Source organism: Pseudoalteromonas luteoviolacea CPMOR-1 (assembly GCF_001625685.1).
GTDB classification, from domain to species: Bacteria; Pseudomonadota; Gammaproteobacteria; order Enterobacterales; family Alteromonadaceae; genus Pseudoalteromonas; species Pseudoalteromonas luteoviolacea_K.
This window is the reverse complement of sequence record NZ_AUYC01000062.1, coordinates 107,624-121,537: the sequence shown is the minus strand read 5'-3', so window position 1 is coordinate 121,537 and position 13,914 is coordinate 107,624. Positions and strand designations below refer to the sequence as shown.

Genomic DNA, 13,914 nt, shown 5'->3' with positions numbered 1-13,914 from the left:
ACCTCATACCAATGCCAATCCACTCGAATAAGAGTAAACTTAGCTTTTTAAGCATAGTCAAAAATAGCTAAACATCTGACTATCATGAGAAAAAATCAAGAAAATAGCGATTTTATAAAAATTTTCTTTCATTTTGTTCGTAAAAAAACAATACCAGATATTTTAATAAAGTGTCGTATATAGCATTGGAAGTATACTGTTCCTTTTTATTGCTCAGATTTACTATTAGATTAAATTGAGTAATAAAATAGCCACTTCGCCACCATTTAATTTTTGTAAACGGCTAAACACACAAAAATATTTTATGCTCTATCACCACAACCCTCGTCATTACATATAATATGTACCATATATTTACTCACTTTAAATACCTGATGACTTTCACATGCTAGGGCTGTGATTGATACATCACCTAAATTTAAAAAAGTGATGTGAATAAACACATCACTCTTAAGCGTCAACTTAAGTTACCTCAACCCATCTGTAAGTATATCAAGTACGACTTGATGCGCTTTCTCAAGCTGGATATCAACATTATTAGCTATCGAAGCTTGTGTAACAGGCACCAAGTAGTCGGGTTGAATACCAACACCGATCAATTTACTGCCATCCACTTGATCCGAACGAGCACCAGTATACAAGTAATAAATACCACCATTTGCTAGAGAGCCAAAGGCCCAACCAGCAATGATATCGCCATTAATCCCCGCAGTCACATCACCTACGATGGGTATATCCAAGTTTTGTGCGATCATTAAAAAGTGCTCTCCTGCACTCCCATTTTGAGTTGAAGAAATAGCGACCGTTGGAACATTAAATAGTTGCTCATTTAACGGTATACCTACAGGATAAGTATTCACATAGACATCCTCCTGATTTGGTAACCTTTGAGAGAAGTGCATGAAAGGACCTACAGTTGTCGCTTCATTAGAAAAGTATCCCATAAACTCACGTACTAAAAAGAAGTTACGTGGATACCCTCGCATATCCAGAACAATGGCCTTGGCGTTACTCAATCCAGCTTTTGCCTCGTTAAATTGCGCCTCCGTTGCTATATCATAAACATTCAACCGAACAACACCCTCTCCTAAATCTTGGATCAGTGACCGCTCTAACGCATTCCCTTTAAACTCACCAATGACATCTTTATGAATTGTCGCCGTTGTAGTCGTCACTATTTCACCTGTTGGTTTTCTAAACACTAAATCAACCAATTTAGGAGATTTGTAGTTTTGAGTTATACCGTAAGCAGCATAGACTTCTTCCATATGATCACTGACTACCTCCGTCTTTGCGGCTTGCTGAATGATCTCATCAGCGGTCTTACCATCAATGGCAACAAGTTCATCACCAATATCTATTTGCAGTGACAAATAGTCCGTTTTACTCGTTATAATAGCTTTACCTTCAATATACTCCACTTTAAGCGGCAACAAGTAGTCACCACGACGCTCAAGCACTTCAGAGAGGGCAATCCAGACATGGTTATCTTGTAATTTTTTGAATTCAATATTAATGATATTTTGAAGGTTACTAAAATTGCCCAAACAGCCTTTTAATAACGTGATATGACTATCTTCCCAAACAACAGGCACCTGTTCAAAATAAGGCCAAAAATGATAGATTTCAGCCCAAACATAGCTTACTGCGGCCATACATGTTGCGGGGTTAGTCATCGTAGACAACCTCTTTTCAGGCCTAAAAACTGCACCATTTTGGCTTTCTTGACTATCTAAATACAAAGGCCAATATAGCGTTTGATTACCATATACATCGTTGTAATATTTAGACTTGGGCGTATGTATATGATTGAAGAGTTCTGACATGCTACCTGAGCGTAAATTCCTTTCATACACATGATAATTCCGTGCGCCTGTCGCAACCCATGTATGTGCAATATCGTCATGTGCAATAACGGGCAGTTCGCTCGGTTGAGTCACTATGTGTGGCGTGATGTTTTTAAGCTCTGCTAACGCAAAAGCCAACCGTTCCTGTTCTGGCAACACCGCCATTTGATCGATGACTTTCTCAAGAAAAAATTCCCAGCGAGTCTGTGATACAGCTTCACTTGGATAAAAGTACCGCACTCGATGCACAAGTTCATTAAACGTTAAAATATCAGGTAATGCTTGCTCTAACTGCGCTTTAGTTGCAGTGCTATTTTGAAAGACTTGCTCACTCACTAAGCTTGCGTGGGATGCACTACTCATTGCGAGTAAAGTACCAGCATAAATTGCATGATGAAGAAATTTAGATAGCATAGTAACTCCTTTTTTATTTATGTTCGCCCCTATATTCGTAACAAAATATTTAACTTGTCAACAATTCCCTCTTGTTCATAATTAAATTAATAATATGATTTTTATGTACTTTTTAATTTTTACTCATAGTACTAGAGTGATTAAGGAGTGAATTATAAAATATTCAATAAAAGGTAATTAATAGATAATATATACATACCTTTACTGGTAATTTGAATTAAAAAACGCCATCGGTGATTTCAGTGTCACAACATTTGGAAAGTCAGGCCTAAATTTTTTATCAAAAAGGTAATTTGCTCTTGTTTTAGCTAATAGTACAGGTATCGTATAGCAAATTTTTTAATCAAGCTTGTTTGTTGGAAGTCTAATGCGTTTATTCATGTTACTCCTTTTCTGGTTATCCATCCCTGCAATGGCCTATCAAGTTCAGCCTATGATTGTTGATCTTGCTGCACATGGTAAAAAGTCTTTAGTGACCTATCGACTACAAAACCCAAGTGAAAGCGCATTACCAATTGAAATAGAGGTATATAAACGTACTTTTAATGACAAACAACAAGAAGTCTTAGTCCCCGCAGAAGACGACTTTATTGTGCTACCACCACAAGTTGAAGTCGCAGCAAAAAGCTATCAAGTGTTTCGTGCAAAATACTTAGGCTCGCCAGAATTAAAAGAAACGCATTCATATCGTATTGTATTCAAGCAACTCCCACTGCCAGACGAAGATGACAAATCAGGCGTAAAAATGGTGTTTAACTTTGCGACCCTAGTGTTCGTGAGCCCTGACGGCATTGCCAGTCAGCAGCAAAGTGATATCCAATGTGACAAGCTTGATGACTGTACCCTAACAATCACTAACACTGGAAAACGGGTATTAGATTTGTCACATTTCGACTATCAGTTTCATGAAGGTGAAACAGTCATCGCCTGGGCACAGCTTCAATCCATTACCTCCGGCCGTTTCATTATGCCCGGACACAAAATGGCAGTAGACTTACAGCCAGTTTTGAAAGAGAAACCCAGTAAAAGCGCAAAACTTGTCAATTTACTTGATAAAAAATAGTCTAAGCCATGTCTAAATTAGGCGCTACTATTCGGCCTATCAGAAAGAAGTGTGTATTGTTCACACTTCTTTTGCTTTGGGCCACCCGTGTTTTTGCTGCCACATTCGAAATGGATTTTCCTGTGCGGCTCAATGTTGCCGAAGTGGGGCAAATTTCTGCCGCTACAGATGGCTTTGAGTTGAAGTCTATTTCTGCCTCTGAATTTAAAAAACAGTTACACAATGTTCTAAGCCAAAACGTCATTGATTGGCTAACGAGACAAGGCGAAGCTCCTATTTCACCTGAAGAATTTGCAGCGCAAGGGATAGAGCTTAAACTTCAAGCTCAAGATCTCACCATAGAAATGTCTCTTTCTGAAGCGGCAATGGCAACTGATAACCTGTCTTATGGCAGGCAAAATCATTTTGAACAACCCAAAGGCGAAGCTTATTGGGCTATGTTAAATAACCTCAATTTAAACCATGAGCGCTTTAACAATCATAATGACCATAGATCACAATTTGAATGGCTGATGAGCGCAAATGTTGGTGGCGGAGATGGTGTTAATATGCGCAGTTCATTATTCTGGGAAAATGGCAGTCGCAGAGAGACCAAAGTATATCGCGGAGAAACTGCTTTATATTACGATCAACCAGACAAACCTCTACGCATTACCCTTGGTGATACAAGTATCAATAGCACAGGTCACCTCTCAAGCGCCCAACTGGCCGGCTTCAGTATTGAAAAAGCATACTCCAAGTTACAACCTCAACGGCGAATCACTCCAGGCAACAGCCAACAGTTTGTTCTTCCGCGCATGGCAATTCTTGAAGTCTATATTAATGATTTTTTGATCTCTCGGATCCGCGTAAAAGCTGGAAGATATGATCTCAGTGACTTGCCACTCACTTCAGGTGAGAACAACATTCGCGTCATCGCCACTTATCCAAATGGTGAACAAGAGGAATTTAATTTTACCACGCACTATAATGCGAGACTGCTGGCAAAAGGCTTGAGTGATTACACCTTATCTGTTGGCTATTTATCTTCATTTGAAGAAAGGCGCTTTGAATATGACGATGACCTACTTGTATCTGGTAGCTATGAATACGGTTTAAGTGACCACTTTACCTTTGGCTTCAATGGCGCAGTGCACCCTCAAGGTCATGTCATTGGATCACTCGCAACAATAAACAGCCCTGTTGGTAACATCTCTGTTCGCTACTCTCAAAGTGAAGTAGATAACACAACAGGCAGTATATATTCGATTGAGACTGAACACAGTGTGTTTGGTGATGGTAATGTAGGATCCCCTAACTTACGCATTGGCTATGAGATAAGCCATAACTTTACCAATACACCTTGGCTTGAGTTTAACACCATCAACAACCGAAATCGTGCATTTGTCGACTATAGCTTCTTTATTAATGAAAATATAGACTTAAACTTCAATGCGGCCCGTGCAAAAGATGCAAACAATCTTACTACCGATAATGTCAGTACTGAGTTAAACCTGCGCTATGAAGATATTCGCATGAGAATAGGCTACAACTTCAGTGACAGTGAAGATGAACGGTTTATCTCTGACAATAAGCTGTTTCTCACCTTTACATGGAATTATGATAGTCGAAAAACCAACCACCGAACTCGAGCTCAATATAATAGCCGTACCAAAGTCTCAAGTGCCAGCTATGCAAAAACAAATTATAACTTTGTAAACGATTATGGCTATCAAGTTTTGGCTGAGCAAGGCGACGATTTTAGGCAAGAACAATTTGAAGCCAGCTACACCAGCTCATTTATGAGAACAGATATCAGCGCCAGTAACTATTCCCGCTATGGCATTGGCTCAGAAAGCAACGCCAGCGTGAACTTGTCTACTAGCCTTGGGGTCGCTGATGGCCATATTGGCCTGAGCGCCACAACAACAGCACCATTTGCAGTCATTACCAAGCATAAAACGTTAAAAGACGCTAATGTACTGGTCAATGTCGACAGAAACGGGCAAGCGCAATCCAAACCGAGTAGCCAAGTTGGCTCGCTCATTGATTTAGGTAGTGGATACAGTAAAGCTCAACTCAACATAGATGTACCCGATGCACCACTTGGCTATGACTGGGGACCTGGTATGTATGTTAAAGTCGGCGGCGCTGCAACGGGGCACCACATTCAAATTGGTTCAGACCTTTCTTATACCGTCATTGGTAAATTCGCGGACAACTCGGGCACAGCTATTGCAATGCAACGTGGTCGGATTGTAAAACTTCAAACCGACATTGACGCTGATAAACAACCTCAACGCTGGCCGTTTTTTACCAACCGAGCTGGGCGCTTTGTCATTGAAGGTATTAGTACAGGACAATATCTCGTTGAGTTAGGGGATATGACAGGCCTGATCAATATTTCTGACACAGAGCAACGATTTGTCAGGGTGGGCACGATTACGTTACAAGCCGCGCAGCCTAAAGGAGGCACAGAATAATGAAATTCAGAATCTTGGCTTTAATGATTTTGACTTATATGATGCTTACTGCACAGGCATATGCAAATTGGAACAGCTGTTACGGTAACTTGTGGGTCACCTCTAATTCAACAGACATCATAACCGAACATAATAATAGAGTGACCGTCTATTTGCCTTTGAAAGTGCAAGTTTCAGATCAACTCTTAAATTGCGCTGACGAGATATGGGTCGAAGACGTCTACTACTATTCAATGGTATTCGAAGGGCCAACGCAAGATAAATACGCAAAGCTCTACGACGCTCAATTCAAAAAAATTAAAGTGAGAAATGGGATCTGGAAATCCCCATTAAATGAAAGAACGACCCAAATGTGGGTTCGTCTTCGTCACTACAGTTTATTTCCCGCAGGCGAATACAATGGGGCCATTAGAGTGTCCATTGTAAAAAACAATCAAATTGTTGAAGAACAATATTTTGACATGACCTATTACTCTGAGCCACAGGTTGCAATCACCTTAGACAATAACAGTAAAGGTAAAGTGGCCGGTAGCCATGGCCACTATCAAGTAAACTTAGGCGAGCTACAAAGTAATATGCGCTTTTACTGGGGCGTAAAAATACTCAGTAATAGCTCGTACGATATTGTATTAGACTCCGAGTTCAATGGCTTGCGTCATGAAACCAACACTGGTGCGCTTATCAACTACTCTGTGAGCTTTGATAACGTCAAAATGTCGTCATCTGAGCAGATTTATCGTAGCTACAACTTTTATCCCGGCGTCAAAAATAAGTGGTATGGCTTTGAATTCATTTTAGGCAATGTGGAGCTCATGCCTGCTGGCTACTATCGAGATAATTTATCACTGACCGTATACCCAAGATAAACGTATGATATAAAAAGATTAAATTATTTTTTATCTCAAGCAACTCAAAAAAATTGGAATAATATTTAATTCTTGGCACACCCTTTGCTTTTAATTTATCAACTAGGTGGGAACACCTAAAAAATTAAAATTGGAAATAAAAACTACTTCGTGTTTTATTAAAGGGGAAAGCCATGAACGCATTACTAAAAACATTATTCGTTGCAACTGCATTTACATCAATCTCAGCATCAGCTGTCGTTACAGACATCACAGGAACTGAAGCAAAATTCTCTTTTGAAGGCACTATTGAGCCAATGTGTAAAACCAGCAGCGGCAACAGCAACAGCGTAACTGGTCTTAAACTTGATTCTTCACAACAAACTCAAGATATCGGTACTCTAGATGTTTGGTGTAACACTGGCGAGAACGCGACGACTGAATACACATCAGCTAATGGTGGTTTCTTAGTTGCTAACAATGCTAAAGGCAGCAAAATTGCGTATACACTTAACATTGGTGACACAACTGGGATCGACTTACAAACAGGTACTTACAAGCATTCAAAAGCAACTGCTGCTGGTACTGGTGTTTCTGGTGAGACACAAGCAACTGCGCTAAAAATTACACCACAGTCAAATGGTCTAAATGACGCAGGTACTTACTCAGATACAATTACAGTCACTGTAAGCCCTAACTAATAACATATTGGGCGGCAAAGTTTTTATGGCTTATTCTTTACCGCCTGATCTAATATGATGAGTTAATTGTTTGGCAATTAGCTCATCAACTTGTAAAAATACCAACTTACTTATAATATATTTTTCTATATTTCTTAAATGGATTTGACTTCAACATAGTCCCAAAACTTCCCTGATAGCCATAAGTATAACTCACGTAAATTTTAAAATATTGACAAAAAATTAAGCCTGAAAGTTAATTGAGTTAAATTTATTTTTATAAATATCAAAGTGAGAACTTTAAGCCTATAAGGATATATAAGCTATACTCTCATTTAAAAAAATAATAACAATATGTTTATTATTCACTACTTCATATGCAAAGACGCATCGTAATGACCTTTTAAAGCAGCAACTCTCTTTATTAGACACTACTTTATCTGAATTTGATCACACACCTAACCGTGGCTGGCGAGCCTTGTCACAGCAAAAATGTTTTTCTGAATCAGCCCAACTAATATGGAACATAACAATCAAAAAGCTAGTGGACTAATGTGGCACTTGTTGCAAATGAGATCAATGGCTGGGCAACATCAGCAAGCTATAAAAATAGGCAAAAGCATTGCGGCTGCTGCTGCCAATAGTAAGCCTTCATTTTTATGGAAAGAGTATGTGCTGGCAAGTGTCGCTTTTTTAGAAGGTGGCAATAAAATATTATTAAAAAATAGAAAATTAATAGCACACCATCAAGGTAACAAACCTAACACTATGAATTCAGCTATTATAGATAAACCAATTAACAACATTAATAAGAGTTATATTTATGCGAATTAAAAGTGAGAAAGAGGTGGACTAAAAATGCACTTTACCATTTTAATTTAAAAAATTTTGACATTTATTAAATAAAAGACACTCTTAAATAATTTTACATGAGACATTAAAAAGTTAAAAACTTCTTAAAATATAATTTCACAGCAGTTTTTAAAATATAAAATAAAGACATGCCACTTTGCATCTAGTGCGCTTATATCAAACTTGGAGCGCAGTTTGGTTAATCAAACACTGACAAACTATTTAGGTGAGCGCCAAATAGCTGCAATTATTAACATCGCTGCGATCAACGCAAAAGGTAATCCATAATCTAATCCATAAATGGCAGTGCCAACAATGGGGCCCGTAACAATGCCTAGACCCTGTGCGGCGGATACAGTGCCAGCAGCAGCTCCTTGCTCATGGGCTTCAACCGAATTAGCAGCCAGTGCAGAGAGCGATGGATATATCCAGCCCATACCAAAACCAGCTAAGCCATAGCCTACCCACAATATGAGGGATGATAGCGAAAAATACGCCACAATGAAGCCCAGTGCAGCAATTAATCCGCCAAACAAAATTAACCTCTGCGGTTGCCACGCAAGCTTTTGCACTGCCACCTGTGCGGCAATCAAAGCTACTCCCACAACGGCCAGCGCAATACCCGCAGAACGCGCAGCTGCCGATGTATCAAGTTGCAGACGATCGAGAATAAAAAAACCCACTGTAATTTGCGCTATGGCAACGCTAAACGCAGCAACAAAAGCCACAGCAACAGGCCTGCGCAAACGCACATCACTTAGCCTTACTGAATGCACATCAGGCTTTGAATGCTGCTCTACTTTAGGCAACACCCGCCAAAGTAACAACAATGCAATGGCAGGTAAAATAGCCGTAATATATAAAGGAATACTCAAGCTGTAAGTTCCAATCAGTCCTACAAAGCCAGGACCAATCACCATACCAGCTGCACTAGCTGCTCCTATCCCTGCCATAGCTGCGGTGCGCTGTTTAGGCGGCACATGATCTGCCACCAGCGCAGCACTGGTTGCAGGCACTGCCGCATAAAAGATCCCTGCAACGCCCCGCCCTACAACAAGGCCAATAAATGCTAAAGTCGGAACCATAGCTGTTTTCATTGAAAAATCAATAAATAGTGCAAGGCTTGTATAGCTGATCACAAACCCACATAGACCAAATAGTATAATTGGACGACGCCCTCGTTTGTCGCTCAAGCGCCCCCAAAAGCGCGCCATCAAAACCCATGCTAGACCCGCAACTGTCATTGCAGCACCTATTTGCCATGCTTCTAACCCAATCACTCGAGCAATCGGCCCCGCTAAAGCTGCAAATGCCATTACCGCCATAGTGCAAGCAAAGGTTTCAAACATCAGCGCTTTTGTACTAAATGGTCGCACTTCATCAGATGAAATTTCATTCTTAGTTATATTTGTCACTTATACTCCTTGTTTCAGTAGCTGCTATCCTTTTCAACCGCTCTTTAACTTTAAAACCAATATTTTAAGTCAATTATCTTCAAATTATTTAGCTAAAGCTCGAAACTAAAAACAACGGACCGCCACTGAAAAGCTATGATCCATGATAGATAAGTCGATAGACCCTATGACTTGAAATGAAAAAGTAAATATTAATGCAAAACTGGCATGACAATATCATTAATGATAATAATTCTCAATAAATAAGCTTTGATGCTCTGATTAGAGTTATACAAAAGCCACGAACATAACCACACAACGCAGCCCTAACCCCGTCATTGTGGGCTTGCCCCGCAATCTAGTTTCCCCAAAAAGATGCCTTAGTGATAAAAAGGCGATTTATTTCAGATATATAATAGGCTCTGAAGCAAGTTCAGAGTGACGAAGGTGGAGTTTTATCGAAGTGTCGCAGCCGCAGTAAAGAGTCCAAAACTAGGGGCACTGAAAACCTATAACTGAAAACCTATAACTTAAATCACTACTCAACCCTCAAACCCCGTCATTGCGGGCTTGCCCCGCAATCTATGTTTTGCCAAAGGAAGCTATGTAATTAAAATGGATAAATATTTCAGATACGTTATGGGAGCTAAAATGTGGCAAAGGGAAAATACTAGTTCAGTTTAAAAGATAAAAAACTCACACTCAGCCTAATCCCGTCATTGCGGGCTTGCCCCGCAATCCATGTTTTGCCAAAGGACGCTATATTACTAAAACGGGTTAAAAAGTCTCACCTAGTTATGGGCTCTGAAGCAAGTTCAGAGTGACGAAGGTGGAGTTTTGGTGAAGTGTCGCAGCCGCAGTAATGGGTGAAAAACTAGTGATACTTCAAACTTATAAACTTAATCACAGCACAACCCTAAAACCCCGTCATTGCGGGCTTGTCCCGCAATCCATGTTTTGCCAAAGGACGCTATATTACTAAAACGGGTTAAAAAGTCTCACCTAATTATGGGCTCTGAAGCAAGTTCAGAGTGACGAAGGTGGAGTTTTGGTGAAGTGTCGCAGCCGCAGTGAAGAGTCCAAAACTAGGGGCACTGAAAACCTATAACTTAAATCACTACTCAACCCTAAAACCCCGTCATTGCGGGCTTGCCCCGCAATCCATGTTTTGCCAAAAGAAGTAATGTTACTAAAACGGGTTTTATGGGCTCTGAAGCAAGTTCAGAGTGACGAAGGTGGAGTTTTGGTGAAGTGTCGCAGCCGCAGTGAAGAGTCCAAAACTAGGGGCACTAAAAACCTATAACTTAAATCACTACTCAACCCTAAAACCCCGTCATTGTGGGCTGGCCCCGCAATCTATGTTTTTTTACCAAAGGACGCTATATTACTAAAACGGGTTAAAAAGTCTCACCTAGTTATGGGCTCTGAAGCAAGTTCAGAGTGACGAAGGTGGAGTTCTGATGAAATGTCGCAACCGCAGTAATGGGTGAAAAACTAGTGATACTTCAAACTTATAAACTTAATCACAGCACAACCCTAAAACCCCGTCATTGCGGGCTTGTCCCGCAATCCATGTTTTGCCAAAGGACGCTATATTACTAAAACGGGTTAAAAAGTCTCACCTAGTTATGGGCTCTGAAGCAAGTTCAGAGTGATGAAGGTGGAGTTTTGGTAAAAAGTCCAAAACTAGGAGCACTGAAAACCTATAACTTAAATCACTACTCAACCCTAAAACCCCGTCATTGCGGGCTTGCCCCGCAATCTATACCTACCAAACCTCAAATCGGTTTATCTGCTTATCCTCTGCATCCAAGTACTTTTTCATTGATTCAGGAAACGGGCCTGTGCCCATGGCATTTTTATCTTTCTTGAAGTGATCTTCTATGGTTGTGTGAACATCCATATGTATTGGTTGACTAATATCCATAAACTTTATAATGGCTGTCCAGTGATCTTTTTCCATGCCACCTAAAATAACAAGAGAAGGGCGCCACCAAAACTTCGCAGGGTATTTTGTAAGTACGAGACTGCCTGTGGGTATCTCACCACTACCACGGGCATTTTTTACAACCGGGCCTTGGCACAGCTCAATATCCTCTATGGGGATATAAAAAGGGCGCCTTAATAAAGTATGGGATGTGCGAACCAGTCCTGTATGGCGGTTAAACTCTATTTTGTCTAACCAATCTAGGTTTTTCCATAATACTTGATCCGCAAACCAAGGCCCTGCAATGGCTAAGGGCGTAAAAATAATCAACCAAATAGGGCCTGATGTAACACCAAAGAGCAATGCGGCGCCACCGCATATGAACAAGATACACCCAATTAATAAACATACTAACCAAATACCAGGGGCTCTTCTTATACCAACTACTTGCCCATCGCACCAGCCAATATGATGATCTATATCTGTGTGCTCTCGAGAAACAAATGCTTCATTTTTCAAGTTTGACTTTTTAAAATCACAACCGTTAAGTTCGGCAGCTTTAGCTAAACGTTCCTCGTAACTTTGATGATGTAAATACTGCTTTGATAATTCTTCGTAATACACACCTGTGGTTTGATATTTTGTTATGTTATCACCCCAGATCTCTAAACTATCATTATACTTGTCACTATCATCCGTCACTGTTTGTTTATGCTTCTCAGACTCACCTACACAACTTTTTTCTACCGGTTCACCATCATCAAGATTAGGTACCATAACTTTCCTTAATTTTATTTGCTTAATACCTGACTGGCGGACGTAAAAATACCTCTTGTAGATAAAGGCCGCCTTGGGTCTGCTCATACTTGCCCTCGCCAAAAAAATACTCCCAAAATGATTCAGCTTGGCGTTTTACATACGACGGTAGCATAAACTCTGTTTCAGTCCCCTCAACCAATTTGGCGCCTTCCCCTTGCGGATATACTTTGTACTCCCCCTTGAGCTCAATACTACTGTTATAAGGCAGTCCTAAAACCTGCCTTAAATGGTAATAACTCACATCAAAATGCCAACCTTTCCGAGCAGGAAATAGTGTAATTTTTGACATTAACTTACTCAATTGATGATAAGTGAGTACTTTAAACTCCTTATCAGGCCCAGTCGTTCGTCGCCACATCAGTTTTACCCTTGCACCGTTAATTGGGTGCACCATTGGCGCGTAAAAGGCTTTTAGAAGCAGCGCAAAAGTCTAAATATTGTGATTGCAAGGTACGTTGATTAGCACGAGATATTCTTGCCGACTTATCTGTAACCACTTGAGTGCATACAGTACTACGAACCATTTTTATAAATTTACCGTACTAGGAAGTTAAACCGTTTTTGTGGGACCATGGCTTTCCTTTCGCTATTAAAATTCAACCCTTTTGGCTTGACAGCAAAACCACTACCAAACATCCTCTCTGTTTACCTGCCTGTCTTCTGCATCCAAGTATTTTTTCATCGATTCAGGAAACGGACCTGTACCCATGGCGTTTTTATCTTTCTCAAAGTGCTCTTCGATAGTCTTATAAATATCCTCGTGAATAGGCTGAGAAATATCCATAAACCTTACAATACTGGCCCAATGCTCTTGCTCCATCCCACCAAATACCGTAATGGTTGGTCTAAACCAGTAGCGCTTTGGGTATTTGGTTAACACTAGGCTGCCCGTGGCCATTTCTCCGCCGCCTCTTGCTGCTTGTACCACAGGACCTTCACATAATTCTATGTCTTCAATTGGCACATAAAAACGTCGTCTCAGAAATGAAAAAGGCATACGCACCAATCCGGTGTGGCGATTAAATTCTATTTTGTCTATCCATGCCCCCCACTCCCAGATTTTGTGAACGGCCACGGGACCTAATATACTAACAGGGATTAAATATGCGTACGAAAAGTTCCAAAAAAAGACAACATTAACAACACTAAAAAAAAGCATATAGACACATAAGATAAACCATAAAAAACAAAACCCGCCCCAAAATGGCGCCCTACGGATCCCAACAACTTGTCCATCGCACCAACCAATGTGATTATCCGTACCATGGTGCTCCCGAGATGAGAACGGCTTTTTAAATGGCTTAGCTTCTTTAAATTCACAGCCATTTAGTTGTGCAGCTTTTGCAAGGCGTTGCTCATATGTCTGATGATGGAGATGGTCTTTTGACAACTCTTCGTAAAAAACATTAGATCGTCTGTATTTCAGACGATTTTCTGCCCACAGCTCTATTTCCTCAAATCTCTCTTTTTCATCGCCGACAGCATTTTTACGCCTTTCTTCATAATCTTTCCGTATTTCTTCGGCTGTTTTAGTACGTTTTGTATTTTCGTTTGGCGACACTTCTTGGGAGCTCATTATATTCCTTTTTAATTAAAGTGATGATTAGTCAA

Annotated in this window: 10 protein-coding genes; 5 read left to right on the top strand and 5 right to left on the bottom strand. The window is 40.3% G+C overall.

Annotated elements, in window-relative coordinates; all coding sequences use genetic code 11:
• Nucleotides 1-467: 467 nt before the first annotated feature.
• On the bottom strand, nt 468-2,261 hold the full coding sequence (locus N473_RS21390; RefSeq protein ID WP_063369693.1) for a S41 family peptidase: 1,794 nt from the start codon (nt 2,259-2,261) through the stop codon (nt 468-470).
• 367 nt (nt 2,262-2,628) lie between these two features.
• Here N473_RS21390 and N473_RS21385 point away from each other — a divergent pair, with 367 nt between their 5' ends.
• From N473_RS21385 to N473_RS21365, 5 genes are all read left to right on the top strand, one after another.
• Complete coding sequence (locus N473_RS21385) at nt 2,629-3,324, top strand: molecular chaperone (protein WP_063369692.1); 696 nt, start codon at nt 2,629-2,631, stop codon at nt 3,322-3,324.
• 56 nt (nt 3,325-3,380) lie between these two features.
• Nucleotides 3,381-5,786: a fimbria/pilus outer membrane usher protein gene (locus N473_RS21380; protein WP_231099619.1), complete on the top strand. Its 2,406-nt coding sequence runs from the start codon at nt 3,381-3,383 to the stop codon at nt 5,784-5,786.
• The gene (locus tag N473_RS21375; protein ID WP_063369690.1) at nt 5,786-6,652 is read left to right on the top strand and encodes a hypothetical protein; all 867 of its coding nucleotides are present in this window, start codon (nt 5,786-5,788) and stop codon (nt 6,650-6,652) included. Before N473_RS21380 ends, N473_RS21375 begins: the two co-directional genes overlap by 1 nt.
• 173 nt (nt 6,653-6,825) lie before the next feature.
• Complete coding sequence (locus tag N473_RS21370) at nt 6,826-7,332, top strand: hypothetical protein (protein WP_039610639.1); 507 nt, start codon at nt 6,826-6,828, stop codon at nt 7,330-7,332.
• 558 nt (nt 7,333-7,890) lie between these two features.
• Nucleotides 7,891-8,145, top strand: coding sequence for a hypothetical protein (locus N473_RS21365; RefSeq protein ID WP_155735689.1), 255 nt, complete (start codon nt 7,891-7,893; stop codon nt 8,143-8,145).
• Between the two features lie 236 nt (nt 8,146-8,381).
• On the opposite strand, the gene N473_RS21360 is transcribed toward N473_RS21365, so the two are convergent.
• From N473_RS21360 to N473_RS21345, 4 genes are all read right to left on the bottom strand, one after another.
• Nucleotides 8,382-9,578, bottom strand: coding sequence for an MFS transporter (locus tag N473_RS21360; RefSeq protein ID WP_063369688.1), 1,197 nt, complete (start codon nt 9,576-9,578; stop codon nt 8,382-8,384).
• 1,747 nt (nt 9,579-11,325) lie between these two features.
• On the bottom strand, nt 11,326-12,261 hold the full coding sequence (locus N473_RS21355) for a hypothetical protein (protein ID WP_063369687.1): 936 nt from the start codon (nt 12,259-12,261) through the stop codon (nt 11,326-11,328).
• 22 nt (nt 12,262-12,283) lie between these two features.
• On the bottom strand, nt 12,284-12,661 hold the full coding sequence (locus tag N473_RS21350) for a hypothetical protein (RefSeq protein WP_063369686.1): 378 nt from the start codon (nt 12,659-12,661) through the stop codon (nt 12,284-12,286).
• 267 nt (nt 12,662-12,928) lie between these two features.
• On the bottom strand, nt 12,929-13,879 hold the full coding sequence (locus N473_RS21345) for a hypothetical protein (RefSeq protein WP_063369685.1): 951 nt from the start codon (nt 13,877-13,879) through the stop codon (nt 12,929-12,931).
• Nucleotides 13,880-13,914 lie beyond the last annotated feature (35 nt).